Source organism: Mesorhizobium sp. CA8, from assembly GCF_020164955.1.
GTDB lineage: Bacteria > Pseudomonadota > Alphaproteobacteria > Rhizobiales > Rhizobiaceae > Mesorhizobium.
The window spans coordinates 406,705-427,222 of record NZ_JAIUHG010000001.1 but is presented as its reverse complement, the minus strand read 5'-3'; the positions used below and the strand labels follow the sequence as shown (position 1 = coordinate 427,222).

Annotated in this window: 18 protein-coding genes; 7 read left to right on the top strand and 11 right to left on the bottom strand. The window is 59.7% G+C overall.

Translation table 11 applies throughout. The features are described 5' to 3' along the window. Positions 1 to 183 precede the first annotated feature (183 nt). Together LB553_RS02425 and LB553_RS02420 are read left to right on the top strand one after the other, a co-directional pair. Entirely contained in the window at positions 184 to 1,101 is a 918-nt protein-coding gene (locus LB553_RS02425) for a hypothetical protein (RefSeq protein ID WP_224510252.1), read from the top strand. Positions 1,102 to 2,099: 998 nt separating this feature from the next. Then, on the top strand, positions 2,100 to 2,984 hold the full coding sequence (locus LB553_RS02420; RefSeq protein WP_224510249.1) for an SIR2 family NAD-dependent protein deacylase: 885 nt from the start codon (positions 2,100 to 2,102) through the stop codon (positions 2,982 to 2,984). A gap of 604 nt (positions 2,985 to 3,588) precedes the next feature. Here LB553_RS02420 and LB553_RS02415 read toward each other — a convergent pair. The 7 genes from LB553_RS02415 to LB553_RS02385 all read right to left on the bottom strand — a co-directional run bounded on the left by LB553_RS02415 (position 3,589) and on the right by LB553_RS02385 (position 11,811). Beyond that, positions 3,589 to 4,551 (bottom strand): manganese catalase family protein, encoded by a 963-nt coding sequence (locus tag LB553_RS02415; RefSeq protein WP_224510247.1) that lies wholly within the window; start codon positions 4,549 to 4,551, stop codon positions 3,589 to 3,591. A 201-nt stretch (positions 4,552 to 4,752) separates the two neighbouring features. Next, positions 4,753 to 5,721, bottom strand: a complete 969-nt coding sequence (locus LB553_RS02410) for an ABC transporter permease (protein WP_224510244.1) — start codon at positions 5,719 to 5,721, stop codon at positions 4,753 to 4,755. Between the two features lie 4 nt (positions 5,722 to 5,725). Continuing rightward, complete coding sequence (locus LB553_RS02405; protein ID WP_412033175.1) at positions 5,726 to 6,721, bottom strand: ABC transporter permease; 996 nt, start codon at positions 6,719 to 6,721, stop codon at positions 5,726 to 5,728. A gap of 5 nt (positions 6,722 to 6,726) precedes the next feature. Next, complete coding sequence (locus LB553_RS02400) at positions 6,727 to 8,280, bottom strand: sugar ABC transporter ATP-binding protein (RefSeq protein WP_224510241.1); 1,554 nt, start codon at positions 8,278 to 8,280, stop codon at positions 6,727 to 6,729. Between the two features lie 59 nt (positions 8,281 to 8,339). Then, the gene (locus LB553_RS02395; protein WP_224510237.1) at positions 8,340 to 9,320 is read right to left on the bottom strand and encodes an ABC transporter substrate-binding protein; all 981 of its coding nucleotides are present in this window, start codon (positions 9,318 to 9,320) and stop codon (positions 8,340 to 8,342) included. Positions 9,321 to 9,378: 58 nt separating this feature from the next. Continuing rightward, complete coding sequence (locus LB553_RS02390) at positions 9,379 to 11,040, bottom strand: GMC family oxidoreductase (protein ID WP_224510234.1); 1,662 nt, start codon at positions 11,038 to 11,040, stop codon at positions 9,379 to 9,381. A 24-nt stretch (positions 11,041 to 11,064) separates the two neighbouring features. Further along, positions 11,065 to 11,811, bottom strand: a complete 747-nt coding sequence (locus tag LB553_RS02385; RefSeq protein WP_224510230.1) for an FCD domain-containing protein — start codon at positions 11,809 to 11,811, stop codon at positions 11,065 to 11,067. A gap of 157 nt (positions 11,812 to 11,968) precedes the next feature. On the opposite strand from LB553_RS02385, the gene LB553_RS02380 reads away from it, so the two are divergent. Continuing rightward, on the top strand, positions 11,969 to 13,069 hold the full coding sequence (locus LB553_RS02380; RefSeq protein WP_224510226.1) for a mandelate racemase/muconate lactonizing enzyme family protein: 1,101 nt from the start codon (positions 11,969 to 11,971) through the stop codon (positions 13,067 to 13,069). A 365-nt stretch (positions 13,070 to 13,434) separates the two neighbouring features. Next, a complete protein-coding gene (locus LB553_RS02375; RefSeq protein ID WP_224510223.1) occupies positions 13,435 to 13,689 on the top strand; it encodes a DUF6894 family protein in 255 nt (84 codons plus the stop codon). Positions 13,690 to 14,074: 385 nt separating this feature from the next. Here the strand turns inward: LB553_RS02375 and LB553_RS02370 are convergent, their stop codons facing one another. The 4 genes from LB553_RS02370 to LB553_RS02355 all read right to left on the bottom strand — a co-directional run bounded on the left by LB553_RS02370 (position 14,075) and on the right by LB553_RS02355 (position 16,572). Then, positions 14,075 to 14,647, bottom strand: a complete 573-nt coding sequence (locus LB553_RS02370) for a DUF1003 domain-containing protein (RefSeq protein WP_224510220.1) — start codon at positions 14,645 to 14,647, stop codon at positions 14,075 to 14,077. A gap of 288 nt (positions 14,648 to 14,935) precedes the next feature. Continuing rightward, entirely contained in the window at positions 14,936 to 15,148 is a 213-nt protein-coding gene (locus LB553_RS02365) for a hypothetical protein (RefSeq protein ID WP_224510217.1), read from the bottom strand. 180 nt (positions 15,149 to 15,328) lie between these two features. Next, positions 15,329 to 15,634, bottom strand: a complete 306-nt coding sequence (locus tag LB553_RS02360; RefSeq protein ID WP_224510500.1) for a hypothetical protein — start codon at positions 15,632 to 15,634, stop codon at positions 15,329 to 15,331. Positions 15,635 to 15,639: 5 nt separating this feature from the next. Further along, positions 15,640 to 16,572 carry an NAD(P)/FAD-dependent oxidoreductase gene (locus LB553_RS02355; RefSeq protein ID WP_224510214.1) on the bottom strand — a complete coding sequence of 311 codons (933 nt, stop codon included), beginning with the start codon at positions 16,570 to 16,572 and terminating at the stop codon, positions 15,640 to 15,642. 469 nt (positions 16,573 to 17,041) lie between these two features. Between LB553_RS02355 and LB553_RS02350 the strand changes: the two genes are divergently transcribed. From LB553_RS02350 to LB553_RS02340, 3 genes are all read left to right on the top strand, one after another. Next, positions 17,042 to 19,000 (top strand): sensor histidine kinase, encoded by a 1,959-nt coding sequence (locus LB553_RS02350; protein ID WP_224510499.1) that lies wholly within the window; start codon positions 17,042 to 17,044, stop codon positions 18,998 to 19,000. A gap of 68 nt (positions 19,001 to 19,068) precedes the next feature. Beyond that, a complete protein-coding gene (locus LB553_RS02345; RefSeq protein ID WP_224510211.1) occupies positions 19,069 to 19,458 on the top strand; it encodes a response regulator in 390 nt (129 codons plus the stop codon). Between the two features lie 442 nt (positions 19,459 to 19,900). Further along, positions 19,901 to 20,104, top strand: a complete 204-nt coding sequence (locus LB553_RS02340; RefSeq protein ID WP_224510208.1) for a hypothetical protein — start codon at positions 19,901 to 19,903, stop codon at positions 20,102 to 20,104. Positions 20,105 to 20,518: the final 414 nt, after the last annotated feature.

Below are 20,518 nucleotides of genomic sequence, written 5' to 3'. Positions count from 1 at the left end.
GATATATGCAAGCCGGCGCATTGCATCAGACGGTGCGGTGATCGTTTGCAAGCAGCTTCCTGGGGACGGCCGCTCGGATGCCGCATTTCCGTTGAATGAGCAGCTAAAATATTCGACGGCTTGAATTGATTCGTCGGACCGAAGCGCCAGGGGCGTTACGGCCGGCAATCGCTGGGGCAGAAAATGAAGATCGATTTTGAGACGAATGTGTTCCCGTTGTTCCACCCTCAGGTGGTGGACGATCTGAAGGACCCGTGCCCGGTTTATGATGGCCGGCTCTGGCATGTGTTCGGGTCGAGCGGCACGGTAACCAGCGAGAGCTGGAAGATCCTTCACGCCACCGCGCCCGAACTGCAGGGACCCTGGACCGAGCACGCGCCGATCGAACTGCCTATCACGGGTTCGGGCGTTGCGGCGCCGGGTGTCGTGCACGAAGACGGCGTCTTCCATATGTTCATCCAAACGGAGTTCATGAAATCAGGCGGCCGTTGCGAACACGCGGTCTCCAACGACGGGTTCAACTGGGTGGTGCTCAACCCGGCAATCCTGTCCTTGCCGGGAACGGATGAAGACGGCATCTATGATCCGCATCCGGCTCTCGTCGGCGGCAAACGCTACATGGTTTATTCCGGCATGCCGAAATTCACCCGCGTCCCGCAGCCGGATATCTATCTGGCGCGAAGCCAGTCCGATTCATGGTTCGGGCCTTGGAAGCGCTTGGGCAAAATCCTGGATCACAACGACATCCCTCACCACAACACACGGGAAGACCCCGACTACGAATGGGGAATTGAAGGCGCCCAATTGGTGGAGCTTCCGGATGGTCGCGTGCTCCTCAACGCCACCTGCTTCCTTCCGCACGGACCGAGGGGTAGCCGGCAGCGGGTGTTCTTCGCCATCGCGGACGCCGTTACCGGACCTTACGTCTCGATAGGTCCTGTGCTTGATCCGGACGGACCTGGAGAAAACGGCCACTCGACAGTGATGATCGACGGCGAGCGACTGACCCTCTTCTACCAGAGTCGCGTTGCGGCGACGAATCATCGCTGGCGCTATGGGTTGGCGAGCTTCGACGTGTCCCTGCTCTCGAAAGTGGCCTGACCGGCTCTCACAAGCTCGCGGGCCTATTGCGAGGTTTCGTTGCGTTTGGCCTCCACGGGCGCCCCCGCGGTAACATTGCCGTCGGGAACAATGTCTCTTTGGCATAGTTCGGTCGCGTTCGTGCGGAGAGCGGCCAAGCATGTGTTGACAGCAAAAACCGGAAATTCGCGGCCCAAGCCCCGACGGCGGATCGGGCAAGTTTTCATTCCTTGCACGACCCTGTCGGCAAGCGGGCTGGACCCACAAGCTGATGCGAGGACCTCGTGCGCCGCCGTATGAATGTTTTCAATTTCGCACGTGACAGCGCTGAAAGCGAAGTGCGCGATCCAAATCGGATTTCGACAAGCGATGCAGATCAGCTCGGTTATTTCGCCGCGGTAAATGGGATCACAGAGGAAACAGGCACGGGAACTGATCCAAAACCACGGAGGCAATCTTGCCGTGCTCGTCAAGGAAGCTCGGAAGCTGCGAGAACCCAAATGACCAAGCCTGATGGAATTTACCCCGGCTCACAAGAAGCTTCGCGCGCCCCGGTATGCATGGGCCGGCTTCTGCGGCGGAGGCCCGGCCGATGTCCAGGAGATGGAGGTCGGCTGTTCATCTGTCATGCCATCAATGCGAGACCTCAGGTCGGGCGTTGGTGCGGTGTTATGGAGAAGGCGATGCCAATCACAAGAGTTTCGAAGGGCCCGTTCACGCCTCATGAGGCGAGGTTTTTTTGACCCACGTGCTCGAATCTGGTGGGACGGCCAACGAAAGCGAAGCCCAGAGAGAGGCGCGCTCATCGCGACTGGTCGCCAATTGCATGACTGGCATGTCAGACGAGCGGGAGTTGAGGGAGCTCTCGCATAAGCCGCTTGGTAGGTAAAATTGCGTCGATCCGGGAAGAGCAACAGCTGTGCAGGACGTGATTGGCGCGTTAGCGTGCAAGGTGTCGATGCTGCCGTTGAGACGACTGCCGATCCAGTGGCGGGCAATCATCCTCTCTTGGGTCGGCAATGACCAGCGATCCTCTTATCCCGCTCGCGAAATCCATTCGAGAGCGCGACGCGGTGCTGTTTGTTGGGGCAGGCGTCTCGATGAGCGTCGGCCTGCCCTCCTGGGAGAAGCTGATCGAGCGAATGGCGGATGAACTCGGCTTGGAAATGGACCTTAGCAGGCAGCGCGGCCGCTTCCAGACTCTGGCCGAGTATTACCGTATCGAGCATGGCAGCATCGGACCACTGCGCAGTTGGATGGACCGGCACTGGACCGTCAGCCGCGATAAGATCGAACAGTCCGAATTGCACCGTCTCATCGTCGCGCTGAACTTCCCGGTGATCTATACGACGAACTATGATCGAAACCTTGAAGTTGCCTTTGAAATACATGGCGTCGAATATGTGAAGGTGGCCAATGCGAGGGATGTCTCCAAGGCTCGCAGGGACGTCCCCTACATCGTGAAGTTCCATGGCGACTTCGATGACGATTCCTCCTTAGTCCTCACGGAAACCGATTATCTTGATCGACTGTCATTCGACTCGCCGCTCGACGTGAGGTTCCGTTCGGACGCATTGGGCAGTACGGTTCTGTTTATTGGCTACAGCCTTTCCGACCTGAACATCCGGCTGCTTCTGCATCGGCTCTGGCAGACTTGGAGCCGGTCGGGCTACGAGGCGGATCGGCCCCCCTCGTTTATCTTCATGGCACATCGTGATCCTGTCGAGGAAGCTGTGCTGGCGCGTTGGGGCATTACGGCGGTGATGGGCGACGATCCAGATCCTGAGACGGGATTGGTCAATTTCCTTTCTCGCCTCGCTGACCTTGTATACGCCAACGGAACGAGTCGGGCCGGGTCTGCCGTCCGGAGGCGACCTGCGGCCGGGCCTACCTCAACCGAGTGATAGCGCCCCGGCCCGACGGGCTGGAACACCTTGTAGTTCGCAAGTTGGGGTGCTGGTTCAGCGTACGCTGGCTACGTTATGGCTTGCCTTTGTGTACGCTTCCGAATGGATCTCACAAGATCCCACGCAACATGCTTGCCCGCCGAGAGGCGCCCGGCCTTGTCGACAGAATCCCAAGACTGCTGGCCGGGTGGCACGAAACGCCGCTGCAGCAGCTATGTGCACCTCAGCACGGGGGGGCACAGTCGAGGAACTGACGTGCCTCGATTCCCAAGGACCGCTCCCTCAATTATTTGCGTACTTGCGGCCTTAGCTGGCAAAGCATTAAAGAGGTCCGCCCTGCCTTTACCGGAGGACAGCGCCCCGATTCGACATGCACGTCCACGACGAACCCGCTGGGGAGCGGGTTTATCTCTTTGGTGATTTGTCCTTTGAGATCGTCGAGGGACTTTCGAAAATAGACCGGCTGCACTCTGCGGTTCGAGGTAACGAGAGGTGCGGGAGCCGACTGCGCGTCTCTGCTCTTGAAGCCTGGTGCCACTCTACGGCAGTCCTGATAGGCAGATGAACTTGAACTTGGTCAGCTGGTAGGCTCACTCGCTGCCTACTTTTTCTTGCGAGCGGCGGCCTCGGCCCGCACAGGCGCCTCGTTGATATTGGCCGCGCCGCCCATGTCGCCATTCTTGGTTCGCCCGGCCCCCGGCCCGGCGCCTATATCCGCGCCTGTGGTCGGATCGGAGGAGGGATCCGAGAGCGTCCGCTCTCCCATTTTTGCAACCACTTTCATGTCTTTGGCCGCCAGCTTGACGGTTGCTGTCCCATCGCCATCGTCCGCCGGCATGACTTGCTCAAGATCGTCCACGCGGTCCCATTCGTCTCCCGAATTCCATGGCCCATTCGTGTCCCCTTCACCCTGCGACGTGTTGACGTACATGCTCGCATATTTCTCAATGCCGGGGAGCTTGCCCGTCGGGAAGTTGTTCTCGATCGCGTAGAGCGCTTTCTCGAAGGATTTTTGATGCGCGATTTCGCGCGTCATGAGGAATCCGAGGGCGTCCTTGACGCCGGGATCTTCGGTGATGTTGATCAGTCGCTCATAGACGATCTTGGCACGCGCCTCGGCGGCAATGTTAGACCGCAGATCGACGGTAGGCTCGCCGCGGGAATCGACATAGGCGGCAGTCCACGGGACTCCGGCCGAGTCGCACAACGCAGGTGCGCCGCCAAACAAGATGGACTCTTTGGTCGTCGTGCCGCTTGCGCCGACCATCAAGTACAGTTCGGCTTCTTTCATCTGCCCCTCGGCCAGCTGCGCCTTCAGGCCTTTGTTGAGCATCGTGACGATCGAGCCGACGACCTCGAGATGGCTGAGCTCCTCGGTCGCTATGTCGAGCAACATGTCCTTGCGGCCGACATCGTCTTCGCCCAGCCCTTGGGTGAAATAGCGCATTGCGGCGGCAAGCTCGCCATCGGCGCCGCCGAACTGCTCCATGATCATGCACGCCAGCCTCGGATTCGGCTCGGAAACACGAACGGTGTATTGCAGTCGTTTATTGTGCATGAACATGAGGCTTCCTCCAAGGGTTGGCGTTCCGTAACCTCCCAACACCTGGAATGTTCCTGCGTATAAGACAGAATGACTTAAAACGTGCGTTTTCTGAATCCGCCGAGCCGCGTCGACGTCGCGTGCTCACCCGGATCCGTCTTTGCCAAGAAAAATTGCTGCAAGCTAACCTATGCAATACTTGAGCGGGAGGGACCGAGACGTTCAGAGCGCGTTGAGACGCCGACGTGTCAGTCGGGCCTGAAGGAGGACTACCACCAGGAGGAACAGTCCCCGGATCACTGATTGCCAGTAGGCCGAAAGCGAGATCCATCCCATCCCGTTCTCGAAATTCAGAACATTGAACAGGATGCCGAGCAGGAGCACGCCGGCGAGCGTGGTCACAACCGAACCGGAGCCGCCAGTGAGTAGCGTCCCGCCGACCACAACGGCTGCGATGGCGAACAATTCCCAACCCACTCCTTCAATGGGCTGTCCCGCCCCAAACTGCGATGCGAGGATAACGCCGGCGAGTCCTGCCAATCCCCCGCTCGCGACATAGACCAAAAACTTCACGCGATCGGTCCGCAGGCCCATGAGACGCGAAGCATCCTCGCCGCCGCCAATTGCCAGCACCGCCCGTCCGGTGCCGGTGTAATTCAGGACAAGGGAACCGATGAGATATGCCACGACGGCGATAGCCGCCGGGATCGGAAACGTCCAGAAATTGCCTTGGCCGATGGCAGTGAAGCCCGATTCATAGGAGACCGAAACGGTTTGGTTACCCGCAAGCAGGAGGGCCGAGCCACTGGCGGCCTGCATCGTGGCGAGAGTGGCTATGAACGGCATCAGATTGGCGCGTGTGACAAGGGTCGCATTGATGAGCCCGGCGGCCAGCCCAGCGCCTATACCGGCCGCGAGACCAGGAACGATTCCATAAGGACTTGCCAACGCCGAAGCCACGCTGCCCAAGGCAGCGACGGAGCCCACGGAAAGATCGATTCCCCCTGTCATGATGACGAAGCACATACCAAGCGCCACCAGCGCGAACATGGAATTGTAACGCAGGAGAGTCATCACGTTGTAGAAGCTAAGGAACCGATCATAACGCAGGAAACCGAATAGAATGAGCGCAGCCAGGGCGATCAATACGCCGTAGGTGCCAATAATGCGGACGAGGCGGGCACGATTCATAGGGCTACCCGCGATGCTGCTGCTGCAGCCACACAGCGAGCGCGATGATCCCCGCCTTGACCACAAGGGCAGCGGCGTCAGGCACCCCGTTTGCAAGAAGGGTGTAGCGCACCAATTGAATGGTAAGCGCGCCCAGCAGGCTACCGATGATGGTGGCCTTGCCGCCGCTGAGCAGAGTTCCGCCCACTGCAACCGCCGCGATGGCATCGAGCTCCATACCAAGGCCAACCAGGTTTGCGTCGCTGGAGGAGTTGATTGCAATAACGATAAGCCCGGCCAGCCCGGCGCAAAGGCCGCTGATGCCATAGACAGCAAGCTTGATCTTGGAGACTGCAATACCAGCGAGTTCGGAAGCCTTTTCATTGCCGCCGACCGCCAATATGCATCGCCCGAACAGCGTTTTTTTCAATGCCCATGCAGCTGCCGCGACAATGACAGCCATGATGATGACTTGGGCCGGGATGTCCAAGGGTCGGGCAAGGCCAATCCATTGAAATTCCGGTACGCGGAAGGTCTGCAGGTTCCCGTTCGTCATTACCTGAGCGATGCCGCGGCCCGCGATGAACAGAACCAGTGTCGCAACAATGGGCTGGACTCGGAAGCGGGCGACCAACCAGCCATTGAAGAGTCCCAACAGCCCGGCCACCAGTACTGAGACGATCATCGCGGCCGCCACGCCCAGGTAGATGCTTCCGATCGGAAGGATCTTCCCCATGAAGATCATCGGCGCCAGCGCACCCGAAATAGCCATTAGCGATCCGACGGAGAGATCGATGCCGCCCGTGGCTATGACGAGCGTCATTCCGACGGCTACGATGACGATGGTGCAGACCTGAGTGAGGTTGACGTTCAGCGTCTGCATTGTCGCGAAATTGCGTGTGAAGGCGAGGTTGAACGCAACCAGCAAGACAAGTGCGATCACGGTCCCGTAGCGTGACAGAAAGCCGAAGAGATCGAAGGTGCGCGCGACTGCATCCCGATCCGCATATGACCTCGGCAGCTCGGTCACGTCGTGACCTCCGAGGAAGCGCTCGTCCCGTGCGCCATCGCGGTCAGCACTTTTTCTTCGTTAGCGGCTTCAGCTTCCAACTCGGTCACGCTGACACCATCGCGCAGAACGAATATGCGATCCGCACCTTCGATCACTTCCTCCAGCTCTGACGAGATCATGAGCACACCGAGGCCCTGATCTGCAAGTCTCCGGATCAGACGCTGGATCTCGCCCTTGGCACCCACATCTATTCCCCTTGTCGGCTCGTCGAGTATGAGTAGCTTCGGATTCATCGCCAGCCAGCGGGCAAGCAGCACTTTCTGCTGGTTCCCACCCGAGAGCTCTCGCACCTTCTGATTGGGCCCGGAACATTTTATGCCGAGCTCGCGGATGAACCGCTCGACGATTTCGCGCTGGCGCGAGTCGTCCAGCACGCCGTTGCGGCTGATTTTCGGAAGCAACGCAAGGGTGAGGTTTTCTGCCACCGTCATCTCCGGCACGATACCTTCGCCCTTGCGGTCCTCGGTGCAGAAGCCCATGCCGGCGGCGATCGCGTCGGCGGGACGGTCGGGGTGGTACGCGGCACCTTCCATCGTCATCTGGCCGGCGCTTGGGCGATCGGCGCCGAACACGAGCCGTGCGGTTTCGGTGCGACCCGCGCCGAGGAGGCCGGCAAAGCCCGCGATCTCGCCGCGCCGGAGATCGAAGCTCACATTGCGGACAGCCTGCCCGGCCCCAAGCCCGCGGGCCGAAAACATCACATCCCCGATTCTAGAGCGGTCGCGCTCGCCGAAGGCTGTGGCGTGACCCTCGACAGCCGCGACATCGCGGCCGAGCATAGCTGCGACAAGTTCCAGTTTGCCGATTTCTTTCATTGCGGCGCTGCGCACGGTGCGGCCGTCGCGCATGATCGTGACCTGGTCGCAGACCTCATACAACTCGTCGAGCTTGTGGCTTACAAAAATGACGGACACCCCTTCAGCCTTCAACTGATGAATGACGCTGAACAGCACTCCCACCTCGCGTTCGTCGAGGGACGAGGTCGGCTCGTCCATAATGACAAGGCGAGCGGAGAACCCTATAGCCCGGGCGATCGCCACCATCTGCTGTGTTGCAGTGTTGAACTCGCCAAGCGGACGGCGAACATCGATGCCAATTGCGAAGCGGCTCAGCAGGCGCTCGGCTTCCGCGTGCATGGCATTCCAGTCGAGCAGGCCGTAACGGCGCTGTTCCCGGCCCAGGCAAATGTTCTCCGTCACTGACCGTAGCGGGACCAGATTGATCTCCTGATAAATCGTGCTGATGCCGTTGACTTGTGCCTGATGGGGCGAGTGGACCTCGAAGGGCTCGCCTTCGAACAGCACTTGCCCGGCATCCTTGCGGTGATATCCGGTCAAGACCTTGATCAGCGTCGATTTGCCCGCGCCGTTCTGGCCTATCAGGGCATGGACCTCGCCTGAGCGCACGGAAAGCGACGCGTCCGCCAGCGCCGGTATGCCGGCGAAACGCTTTTGGATGTCGCGCATCTCGAGAAGCAGGGGGAAAAGTCCGTCGGGCGGCCGCGTCATCGGCAAAGCTCCGAAAAAGCCTCCCCGCCGAGGCGGGGAGGCGCCTTTAACCAGATAAATCAGAACGCCGTACTGATCTTATCCTTTGCGTTCGTGCCGTCGTAGAAGTCGTCGTCGTTCTTGATGAAGGGCGGGATTTTCTTGCCCGCGGCATAGTCAGCCATCGTCGCGAAAGCCTTCGGACCGAAAAGCGGGCTGCAGCCGCAGATGGCGCCGATCTTGCCGTCGACGATTGCTTGCACGCCGTCCTTTTCGCCGTCGATCGAGACGATCAGCACATCTTTTCCGGGCGTCTTGCCGGCGGCCTCGAGAGCTGCGATCGCGCCGAGCGCCATCTCGTCATTATGGGCATAGATGATATCGGCTTCGGGATGCGCCTGCAGTAACGTCTCCGCCACCTGGCGGCCCTTGTCGCGAGCGAAGTCGCCCGACTGTGAAGCGACGATCTTGAATTCCGAATGCTTGGCGATGATGTCGTCAAATCCCTTCTTGCGGTCGTTGGCTGGCGAGGAACCGGTGGTGCCTTCCAGCTCGATGATCTTCGATTTTCCATTGGCGTTCTTCACCACCCATTCGGCGATGCGATTACCCTCGTTGATGAAGTCGGAACCAATGAAGGTGACGTAATCCTGCCCAGGCTTGGCCATGGTGTGATCCACGTCGCGGTCAATGAGAAAGACCGGGATGCCGGCATCACGCGCGGCCAGGATGACCGGCACCAACGGCTTGTCCTCGCGGGGAGGCAGGAAAATCGCGTCGACGCCCTGTGCGATCATGGAGTTTACGTCGGAGGCCTGCTTGGCCGAGGATCCGGCGGCATCAGTATAGACGAGCTGATGGCCGAGCTTTGCCGCCTCGTCCTGCATGCTTTTCGTTTCAGCCAGCCGCCATGGATTATTGCTCTCGGTTTGGGCAAAGCCGACCTTGTACTTGTCTTTCTTGGCAAGCGGCGGGAGGGCGGCGAAGGCGCGTGAGGCGAGGGTAAGAGCGGCCACGCCGACGGCGGAGCCTACCAACAATTTCCGACGGGTAATGATCATGCTTTCCTCCTTGGTTGTCGCGTTTTGACGACGTTGAATATTCCTCGCGTATAGCGGGCTAGGTCAGCTCACTTGCAGACTCCGCCCTCGATTGAGTCACTGCGCCCGCTTCCAAAATGAAGTCGGCGCAGCGGTCGCCCAGCATCATGGCGGGTGCAGCGGTGTTGCCGGCGTTGATGTTAGGGCACACCGACATGTCGGCAACGCGCAGGTTCTCTATCCCGCGCACCCGCATGGCCGCGTCCAGAACGGCCATTCGATCGCTGTCCGGACCCATGCGGCAGGTGCCGGCCGGATGGTAATTCGTTTTGACGAAGCGCTTGCAGTGCCTTTCGAGCGCCGCGTCGCTGAGGTCGTCTTCCCGGGGGACGGCTACAGCCTTGATGCGGTCCGCCAGCGGCTTCGCGTGGAATGCCTTCAGGAAATAGCGCTGGCCGGCAATCATCTGCTTCATGTCGTCTTGATGTTTGAGCAGGTGCGGAGAGACGACGGGCATGTCGTTCGGATCTGCCGAACGTAGCTTCACGAAGCCACGGGACTTCGGCTTGACGACCACGGTCGTCACAGTGAGGCCGTAGGTATTCTCGACCAGGGTCAGGATATCGCGGTCCAGGTACACATGTGGCACGCAAAACGCCTGGATCGTCGGCTCGTCATTAGGATCGGTCGGATTGACAAAAGCCCCAGCCTCGACCCCGGCGGACAGGATCGTACCGGCGCCGAACAGCTTGAAATGCAAGCCGTTCTTGATCATCCGCCAACCCTGGCCTTGCTTAAAGTAGCCGTAAGGCCCGTTTGCCGTGGCAATGATCGGCACTTCCGGATGGTCGATCAGATTCTGGCCTACGCCCGGGAGGTCGACGACGCAGGCAATGTCATGTCTGGAAAGTTCCTCGGCCGGGCCAATACCTGACAGCATAAGGAGTTTCGGCGACACCAGCGCGCCCGACGAGACGATCACGTCGCCGTCCGCATAGGCCTCGTGCTCGGTTCCCGATTGGTCAGTGTAGATTACACCCTTGGCGCGCTCGTTCTGGATCAGCAGCTGCCTCGCGGCAGAATTCAGCCTCAGCGTCAGCCTGGGATCCTTAGCCAATGGCTCGATAAACGCATAGGCAGCGCTGCTGCGCTTCCCGCGCCGGTTCATGAACTGATAGAAGCCCACTCCGCGTTGCGACGGCCCGTTGAAGTCATGATTGTAGGGCAGTCCAAGCCGTTGGACCGCCTGTACAAACCAACGCGAAACGTCGTCAATGTGACCGGGGTCGGAGACAAGCAAGGGTCCTTCGCTGCCATGCAAGTCGCCGCCGAGGCGGTCGTTGCCTTCCATGCCCGTGAAGTAGGGCAGCACCGCCTGCCAGTTCCAGCGGATGCCGGCATTGTTGCCGCGCAGCAACTCATCCCATTCGTCATAGTCCGAGGCACGGCCGCGCATATAGACCTGGGCGTTGACCGAGGTGCCGCCGCCCAGCACGTTGCCTTGCGAGATTTCGTGTTGGCGTCCATCCAGATGCTGCTGCGGCTCGGTGCGGTAATAGCGCATGAACTTCGAGCCATTGATCATCTTGAAGATGCCCGGCGGCATATCGAGCAGCGGGTGGTGATGCGAATGCCCAGCTTCGAGAAGCAGGACCCGCCGTCCTGCCTTCACCAGCCGCGCCGCGACCACGCAGCCCGCTGCTCCGCCGCCCACCACAATATGATCGTAAGTCTGCGTCATTCTCGCCGGTCCTCCCTCCGGCCCTCACGGTATTTCAAATGTGCCACGGACATACTCCCAGGCCGCGGAAAGATGATTGAGCAGCGCCCGCTCTGCGCCATCTGGATCTCGCTCGATGATCGCCATGCAGATTTCGCGGTGGCTCAGGAAATTGATCCGGTTGCGCTCGGGCGATCGGGGCATGCGCATCCAATGCGGCGACAGCCACGCGGTGAAGGCCTTGTGCACGGCGGGCATCACCGGGTTGCGCGTGATCTGGTAGAGCACGGCGTGGAATCCTACGTCGGTGGCATAGAATTTTTCCGAATCCGGTATCGCCGCCTCGTTCATTTCGAGCGCTGATCTGAGCGTGGCTACGTCGTCCTTGCGCGCATGGATGGCGGCGTTGCGCGCAAGAGCGGCTTCAAGAAAGACCCGGGTGTCGTAGAGGTTCTTCACTCCCGCCTGGGCGCTCAGCAGGTGGCCGACAACACCTTCCAAAGCGCCGAGCGCCGCGTCCAGCCCCGGCCGGCGCACCACCGGGCGAAAGCGCGGACGCGCTTCGACAAGACCGCGGCTTGCCAGGCGGGCGACTGCTTCACGCACCACGCCGCGGCCGACGCCGTACTCGGCCATCAATTCGCGCTCAGCCGGCAGGAAACTGCCGTCGCCGAGCTTGCCGGAGGCGATATCCGCTTCGATTCCAATCACCATGGCGTCCGCGGCGCGAGCAGCTCCGCTCGTGGCCCGCGTTCCAAGATGCTGTGGTGTACTTAACAAGCCGTCCTCCACTTCACGCGGTCATTAATGCGCAGATCGGACCAAAGCACAAGGTCCGGCGAGTTATCATCGGACCAAAAGCGCGATGGATCAGCGATCTGGTTGCGGTCAGCCAGATAGAGTGCAATTATGGTATGACGAAAATAGGTCAGGCGGCGAGAGCCTTGCAATGGGCGATACAGAAATCACGGACGTTGAGGTTCGGCTTTTCCGAGTGCCGCTGCGTGAAGTAATGACCGACGCGAAGCATGGCGCTCACACGCATTTCGAGCTGGTGACAGCGACCCTGAGGCTGGCGGACGGCAGCGAAGGGACTGGATACACCTACACTGGCGGTAAAGGTGGGCATGCGATCGGAGCCATGATCGTGCACGACCTGGCGCCGTTCCTGAAAGGACGGGACGCGACTGACATCGGGGCGCTCTATGCAGGGATGCTATGGCACATCCATTATGTCGGACGCGGCGGCATCGCGTCGTTTGCGATTTCTGCGCTTGACATAGCGCTTTGGGATCTGAAGGGCCGGCGCGTCGGCCGGTCACTCTGGGAAATGGCCGGCGGTGCCGGCAAAACAGCCAAGGCATATCGCGGCGGCATCGACCTGAACTTCTCGCTCGATCAGTTGCAGGCCAGCATCGACTCCTATCTCGCCGCCGGGTTCAATGCTGTGAAGATCAAGGTCGGCAAAGACGACCTCGCGGAGGATGTCGCCCGAGTTAAGGCCATCCGCGAGCGCATCGGGCCGCACACCCCCTTCATGGTGGACGCCAATTACGCGCTCGACGTTGATCGGGCGATCGAAGCGGCGAAAGCATTCGCGCCTTACGAGCTGCTGTGGTTCGAGGAGCCCCTCATACCTGACGATTACCAGGGCTACGCTGCCATTGCCGAGGCGACGGGCATGCCGCTGGCCATGGGCGAGAACCTGCATGTGATCGAGGAGTTCGAGCATGCCTTCGCCTGGTCGAAGCTATCCTACATCCAACCAGACGCGTCGAATTGTGGCGGCATCACAGGCTGGTTGCGGGTCGCCGAGCTTGCGCGCAAGGCTGGAATTCCGGTGTGCAGCCACGGCATGCAGGAACTGCATGTGAGTTTGGTCGCAGGCCAACCAAACGCTGGTTGGGTGGAGGCGCACAGTTTCGACATCGATCTGTACACCACTCGTCCGCTCAGGTTGCAGGATGGGCTGGCAGTCGCCCCAGACGAGCCAGGCATTGGGGTCAGCTTTGACTGGCAGAAGCTGGATGGCTTTGAGGAGAGGGTCTAAGCCAAGCTCGGTAACGGACCGGACATGGCCGGAAAGAGCCAGCTTGCCGAGCGGACCAGCCCCAGTCGCTTTGGAGCGTCGAGAGGCTATCGCGCTGGAAAAGGGAGCGTGCCGCGAATAAGCAGCACCCGCCGAACGGCGAGTGGCTGGTCTACGGCGGCCGACCAAGTGACTGCCGGCAGAAGCGAATGACATATCGCTGATTGGGCTGTCGCAGGCGGAAGCGGAGCACCTCGCGAATGAGGCAAATGTCCGACTGCTACTATCGCGCAAGGTATCAACTTTTTTGCGAGACATCGTCCCTCAGCCCATTGCGATCACTCAAATTTAAATGCGCTAGCATCCGAAGTGCTCACAATGGCTGAATGCCACGGTACGTTTTCGAAGTTACGAGAAACGGGCAGCGATTTGCCGATGCGTGGGTTGAACTGGACAGCCTGCGCGACATGCGACGAGAAGCGCTTAAGGCGCTGCACGACATCGCCGTCGACGAAATGGCTGAGAGCGACATCGATGAAACCCTGGCGATCTCGGTCCATGATGAAACCGGCAGGGCGATATATTCAGCAACTCTCACGATCTCACAATCGTTGCCGCTCTTGCACCTATTTGGCCGGTGAGAGGCGTCGCAGAAGGTTGCGTCGAAGTGGGTCCGCCGCCGCCGACGTTTTTGGGTGCATCTATCAAAAGATATTGCCGAAGGCGCTTAATTCACCAAATCGGCAAGATGTGCCTTAGCGATGTTGAAATGACAGAACTATCGCATCTGTCATGGAGGTGCGAAAATATTCATTTGCGGCTGGTGGGATGCGTCAGCAGGCACCTCTTGCCCTGCAGGAACCCGGAGACAGGGCGTCCCGGCAGGACGGTAGATTGACCGCTGCGACGGAGGGTGCGCCACGGACAACGCCCAGCGACAGCCGGGTAATGCGCTTGGCAAAGTAGTAGCTCAAGCGAGCTTCGCGCGGATTGGCGAGAGCCGAAGCCCCAGCACATGCTGCGGGATCAACTTGGCGTCCCCCGCTCGCCCACCTCTTCGATTTTGTCCAGAACAGCTTCGGGTGCCACGTCGCGCTTGAGCTCCTTCAGCTCTTCGTCACCTTTGGTATCCACGTCCAGGCGCTTGGCAATCTCTTCGACCAGTTTGATGAGCTTGGTCGTCTCATGTTCATTCAGCAAACTGACCTGCAGATCGAGGTCTGCCCTGGCGTCGTCCTCGGCCGCCATGCGGTTCTGGTTGATCAGAACAAACGTCGACAGAAAGATCGCTTCGACCGAGGCGAACATGGCCAGGATGACCAGCGATGGATCAAACGGCTTTATGAAGGTTATGACGCCGAGATTGAGTGCGATCCACGCCCCAAAGATGAGAAGGTGGATATACACGAACATCATGCTGCCGGCGAAACTGCTGATCGCTGCGGCCATGCGTTGCTCCAAGGATGCAGCCTCGGCATCGCGTTTCCGTCTCGCGACCAGCGCCTCTATGTTCCGCGCCAGGGCAGGGCTGAGGCCTTCTGCCGCCGGGGTGGTTGGCGTGACGTAGCCCTTGCTGTCGGGGGCGGCCGTGGGACCCATTCTTGTCTCTCCCATCTAGGCTGCCTAACTCCCTGTTCGACAATTCGCTCCATTTTGCTCGGCTTCGAACGAGCGGGTCCACGTCCTGTCTGCAATGCTGCCGCCGCATTGGCGATCCTGCGGACCACCGCTCGTCATTCCCCGGGGGTGAGTTGGATGCCCGTATATTTGCAACCAGCGCCCCCCGTTGGCCGTCATCAACTCCGATGGCCGACGGAGGTTCCAAGCGCTAGATAAGGAGGGGATATCCGACAACGGCGCTAGCGTCATCTCCAGGAAAAGGGATGGTCAAGCGGACCTTTTGCGCGGATGACGGCTGCGGCCAAATTGCTTTAAAGCTGCGGCGAAGGCGTGACCTGCCTGGTCGCATTTTTCGCGAGAAGGACCGTTGCTTTCGATGACGACGATGGCCTGCCTTACCGTCAACCCGTGCTTTTCTGCGAATTCGACCGGGTCATACGCCTGGTTCCACTGATCTCCGGTTCGGTTCACACTCTGCATGAAAGCTCCCACTTGTGGTTGGCAGCACTGCAACGTGCGGAGGTCCGTAAGGTTTCAGTTCATGTGACTGACCATCGCAATTCAGGCCGAGAGCAGTGCAGGTCGGCTTCCCTTGCCGTTGCGCGCGTGAACGGCAGTTAGCAAGTAATTTGACTTGAAAGATCTATCGGATCTCGCGGCTTAAATCAGCGTGATCGGCATATGGCGAATAATCACCTTCTCCTGCCGGAAACGCCGCTCCAGCGCCGTACGGCGATCACGCCACTCACGTAGGTCGATCTCCTTGGCCATGACTTCAAAGATGACGATCTTGTCGGCGTTTGACTCGGCACCCTTTCTCCACAAACCATCCGCAGGAGCCTGAAGATAGGCGGTAACGCCGTCGAAGCGGCTCGCCAGTTCTTCCTTTACCCTCTCGAAGTCTTCTTGGGCGAAAGGCTGACCGTCATTATCCATGCAGGGAAGCAGTATTTGGACAAGGTGCATGGCGGTCAATGACGAAAGCCGTGGTTGGGGTCTGCGAGATGATTGTGCATGTCCGTGGCCGCGATCGCAGCGTGGCCGAACGCTACCGCGATCTGGTTGATTTCGTTCACCACATCACCAGCGGCATAGAGACCGGGCACAACGGTTCGCTGGTGCGCATCTACAATAAGGTATCCGAGGTCGTCGCAAGTCGCCCCGAGGTCTATTCCAAACTTAGCCCCTGTCCTGCATCCCATCGCCGGATAGACCGCATCGAATGTGGAGGTCGCTCCGCCGGAGAGTAGGACAACGGCATGTTCACCGAGCGGGCGGAGCGAATTGGGAATGCAGGCCTCAACCCGGATTCCAGCTTCCCGGATCAGTGGGCCTGAGCATTCATCCATTCGAGACGCCCCATCGGTCGCAAGTACGGTAAGGTCGCGGGTGTAGGTTCGCATGAACGACGCCTTCTTCACCGCCTCTTTCAAAGGGCCCATTACCGCGACACGCTTATCGATGACCTCGTAGCCATCGCAGATCGGGCAAAGGCGCATTATCCCTCCTCTAATCATGTCGGTAGCCAGTGGAATGTCAGGAAGCGTGTCGACCACACCCGTTGCCAGGAGCACCGCACGGGCTCGAACGGATGTTGGACCGGCAGCAATAAACTCGGCCCCGTCGCGCTTAATTTCGTGGACTGCTTCGTCCCTAAGCTCCGCGCCGCTCAGCAAGGCCTGTTGCCGCAAACGACTTAGCAAGTCAGGGCCGGATATACCGTCGGGAAAGCCGGGACAGTTTCGGGTAATCGGAATGAACTTCGCGCGGCTTTCACCGGCATCGAAAAGAACGACTCGACGACGGAAGCGGCCGAGATAAGTCGCGGCCGCGAGCCCAGCGGGGCCACCTCCAACTATCAAGCAGTCAATTTGCTCGGCGCGATGATGTCCCTGATCGGTCATGACTTAATCCCAACGAGCTCACTCGAACCGCTGAGAGTGGATCGTGACAGGGTGCGGGCTTGCGGATTGAGGTGCCTAGGACTGCCTTGTTCTTCGCACCTGTCTATAAGGAAACGCATTCGAGGCGAGGGGGCTCTCCTCCTCAAGCTGCCCTTACGGAATGGAAGTTTTCCCGTTGGTCTGTTCATAACGATACAGTCCTATGCATCCACTTTCACTTGTTAAAGCGCGGGCCGCTGTTTGGTTCAGGAATTTCCGCGCTACGCGCCGCTGCTTGTCTGGATCGTGCGCGATTGGCGTCCTCGATACCGTCGACACGCAACGCACGCCTCAAATGCAGCGCTGCGCGCTGCTTCCTCGCGCTTGTCGTTGGCGCGTATGGGATTAAGGTACCTTTGAGGGTGAACAGGGGATAAGATTGTCTCGTCGATCGGCACGAGCCCATCTGCTTGGACTAATCGCGGCAGCCGTGTTGCCCGTCTGGCTTTTTGCTGCCTATCTGCTGGTGACGTACGCACTGCATGAAAGGTCACGGATCGGGCAGGAAGCCTTGTGGACCGCTCGACAGGTGTCGCTGGTGGTCGAAGGCGAACTCTCTAATCTCAAGACGGTTCTTGATGGCCTCGCCAGGTCCCCCGCTCTGGCCAATGGAGACTTGCTGGCCTTTGGCGCCGAGGCGCGCCGCCTTGTCCAAGGGACGGACGAGGTAATCACACTGCGCAATCTCGACGGTCGCCAGTTGGCAAGCACCGGACCTGAGCTCGCCTCCGATATACCTTTAACAACCCCGCTCACAGTTGACGAACGCGAGCAACTGAAACTGGCTGGAATTCTCGTCGGCAACGTGTTCGCCGGGCACAGGGCTAACGAGTATCGCGTCGCCGTCACTGCGCAGGTGTCGGGCTTCAGCGGCGAACCGTTGTTCCTTTCGGTATCAGTTCCTACCGAACGCATCCGCCTTGCCATGCTGCCAGCGGTTCCGCAGGGATGGACGGTCGGTGTCGGGGACCGCGAGGGAAAATATGTCGCCAGATCCAAAATGCATGATCAGGTCGCCGGCAGGCCCGGTTTGCCTGAATACGTGGATAAGGTCGTGGGCCGCTCCGGAACCTTCCAGTCTCAGAATTTCGAAGGGAGCAGATTGCTGGCTGGGTATTACCGATCACCCTATTCTGGCTGGTTCTACACCGCCAACATTCCACTATCCCAGGTCCAGGCACCGCTCTGGTGGTCGCTCGCGCAGATCGGAGGAATCGGCCTTTCGGCGCTGCTTTTCTCGCTCGCTCTGGCCTACTTCGTCGGCAGGAGGTTCACCAAGGCCACCGCAGATCTCGTCGGGCGAGCCGATGCGCTCGGCAGCGGCCGCGCCGTGGAGCCGATCCTTACCTCGGTCGCGGAATTCGACACGATTGGCCAGGCCATGATCACGGCAGAGCATGCAATTGCGGAGCGCACGCGCGAGTTGGAAACAGTTTTAGAGACGGTTCCCGCTGCGGTCTGGTTTACCTATGACCCGCAGGCCCGCCAGGTTATCCGCAACCGGTTTGCGGCGGAACTTATGGGTCTGTCGCCTCCGCCTCACAGGCCATTTGGGAAGCCGGATCTGGTGATCGATACTCTTGCCTACAAAAACGGCCAAACCATCAGCCGGGAGGACCGCCCGCTTAGCAGGGCAATGCGAGGCGAAGAGACCACCAACGAGGAATTTGCATACACTCTGCCATCAGGGGCGCAGCGATATTTGCTTTCCAGCGCGCGGCCCATTCGCAGCTCGGAAGGGTCGGTGGTGGGCGCAGTGCAGATCAGCCTGGACATATCAGACCGCAAACGGGGGGAGGAACAGCGCCAGTTGCTCGTCAATGAACTGAACCATAGGGTCAAGAACACCCTTGCTGTGGTTCAGGCCATAGCCGCCCAAACCATGCGCAACGCCAGCAGCCTGGCACAGGCGGGTCAGGCGCTTTCCAGCCGACTTGTGTCCCTGGCAAAGGCGCACGACATCTTGACCCGCGAGAACTGGAGCGGCGCCGACCTCAGCGCTCTGATTGCGGCCGCCGTTGAGCCGCATGCATCTCTCGACCGTTTCGACTTCAGCGGTGAGCAAGTCTGGCTTCCACCCAACATCGCGCTCTCTTTCGCCCTAGCGTTTCATGAACTGACGACAAACGCGATCAAATATGGATCGCTCTCCAACGCAACGGGATCGATCGCGATCAATTGGAAGCTGCAGGAGGCTGGAGGCGACCGGATTCTTGAGCTCGATTGGCGTGAGAAGGGCGGTCCACCTGTCACCCCTGGCAAAACCGGATTTGGTACGCAACTGCTCCAGCGGGTATTCGAGGGAAAGAACGCTGGTGGGGTGAAGATCACCTACGATCGGGCTGGTCTACATTGTGCGTTCCGGGTGAACTTGAGCGAGGAAAGATAACATCCCGCAACGCTCACGGAACATAAGTTCCGATCGGGCGTTGGGGTTCGCTCGGGGGTCTCGCAAATATGGGCGGTGGTGCGGTCCTAATCGTTGAAGACGAGACAATGATTTTGCTCGACCTGGAGTCTGCGCTTGAAGAAGCGGGCTTCGAGGTCGTCGGGGCAAATAACGCGGCGAGCGCCGTGGCCGCCTACAATGCCAACCCAGAAAAATTCAAAGCGCTGGTGACGGATATTCGTCTGGGCCCTGGCGAGACGGGATGGGAGCTGGCTCGACGTTTTCGCCATACCAATAATGTCTTGCCGGTGGTCTACATAAGCGGCGACAGTGCGGCACATTGGGCTCACGAAGGTGTCCCGAACAGCATCATGATAGCCAAGCCGTACTTCATGCCACAGATAGTCACGGCGGTATCCAGGTTGCTCAACCGCCTGTCGACCATCGACCCATCCTAACACGAGCCGTTGGAGCTAACGCCGATGCCTAAAGATGGATCGCCTGCAACCAGCCGAGGAAGAAGCCGCGGCGCCGCTGGGAACGTCTCCCAGGAGAACTTCAACCGCACGATGAAGAAGGCGATCAAGGAAACGAGACCCAGGGACAAGGCGCCACCGCTGCCGAGCAAGAAGGCGGCGAAGTCGCCGCCGGCGAGGCGGGATACCGAGCGTTCCTGATTCCGAACAGATTGGGCCGCAATCGGGCCGGCGCGGAGGCCGGTGGGCTGCCGGCAAGGCGGAACTAAGACCCAGCAATCTCCACGATCGAGAAAGGCTGACGGCGAGGACGTTCCCGATCACCTATCTGCCTTAGCTGCGCGTAGACGCCGACCGCACGGGGCAGGAACAAAGCTCGCACGCTCTGTGTTCGGAGAGGGAACGAACGGAGCAGAGATCGCGCATGAAGGCTTATCGAGTGGAAGAGATGGACCGGGACAGAGTTGTGGCTGAACATGCCATCGACGCCGATACGCCATGGGTGGCAGCTGAAACGGCAACGGGCAGTGAGGTCGTGAACACACGTGGCGACGAACAGCGCTGGATTCGAGTTACCGATGAGGCAGACAAGGTTGTATATCGGTTTGCCTTCAAGGCCTGTGGATAGTAACGCCCGATTTCACCATATCAGGGCATCGTAATTGGAGGCGCGTTCCACCCGCCTGATCTGTGCTGCGTCAACTGAGCGTCTCGCCCGACGCTTTCAACACCGGATCCCCAATTCCAATACACCTCGGCCGCCAGTTAGCCTACTGGCTGTCGGAACAGCGAGTCGGCGGCCCGACGAGAAGGATAACCATCAACCCTGCCATCAGGATGCTGAACGCGATCCAAAGGCGCCTGGGTCGCTTTCATCAGCTTGGCTTCTTCGGTGACGCCCGACCGGAATTGCGAGATGATCCTAATGCTCCCGTTTCGCAACGGACGCCTCAATGGTTTGGAGCGGTCGAAAACCGGGCCGAGTGGCGCAAGCCCTTCCAGTGTGGCGTTACCTGCATGGCGCCACCTTCTAGGCCTGGCC

Coding starts and splice junctions, on each gene's coding strand:
- LB553_RS02355 (WP_224510214.1), bottom strand. CDS start 16,572: ATGACCGATCAGGGACATCATCGCGCCGAGCAAATTGACTGCTTGATA.
- LB553_RS02345 (WP_224510211.1), top strand. CDS start 19,069: ATGGGCGGTGGTGCGGTCCTAATCGTTGAAGACGAGACAATGATTTTG.
- LB553_RS02390 (WP_224510234.1), bottom strand. CDS start 11,040: ATGACGCAGACTTACGATCATATTGTGGTGGGCGGCGGAGCAGCGGGC.
- LB553_RS02420 (WP_224510249.1), top strand. CDS start 2,100: ATGACCAGCGATCCTCTTATCCCGCTCGCGAAATCCATTCGAGAGCGC.
- LB553_RS02380 (WP_224510226.1), top strand. CDS start 11,969: ATGGGCGATACAGAAATCACGGACGTTGAGGTTCGGCTTTTCCGAGTG.
- LB553_RS02370 (WP_224510220.1), bottom strand. CDS start 14,647: ATGGGTCCCACGGCCGCCCCCGACAGCAAGGGCTACGTCACGCCAACC.
- LB553_RS02340 (WP_224510208.1), top strand. CDS start 19,901: ATGAAGGCTTATCGAGTGGAAGAGATGGACCGGGACAGAGTTGTGGCT.
- LB553_RS02375 (WP_224510223.1), top strand. CDS start 13,435: ATGCCACGGTACGTTTTCGAAGTTACGAGAAACGGGCAGCGATTTGCC.
- LB553_RS02365 (WP_224510217.1), bottom strand. CDS start 15,148: ATGCAGAGTGTGAACCGAACCGGAGATCAGTGGAACCAGGCGTATGAC.
- LB553_RS02395 (WP_224510237.1), bottom strand. CDS start 9,320: ATGATCATTACCCGTCGGAAATTGTTGGTAGGCTCCGCCGTCGGCGTG.
- LB553_RS02425 (WP_224510252.1), top strand. CDS start 184: ATGAAGATCGATTTTGAGACGAATGTGTTCCCGTTGTTCCACCCTCAG.
- LB553_RS02410 (WP_224510244.1), bottom strand. CDS start 5,721: ATGAATCGTGCCCGCCTCGTCCGCATTATTGGCACCTACGGCGTATTG.
- LB553_RS02415 (WP_224510247.1), bottom strand. CDS start 4,551: ATGTTCATGCACAATAAACGACTGCAATACACCGTTCGTGTTTCCGAG.
- LB553_RS02360 (WP_224510500.1), bottom strand. CDS start 15,634: ATGCACCTTGTCCAAATACTGCTTCCCTGCATGGATAATGACGGTCAG.
- LB553_RS02400 (WP_224510241.1), bottom strand. CDS start 8,280: ATGACGCGGCCGCCCGACGGACTTTTCCCCCTGCTTCTCGAGATGCGC.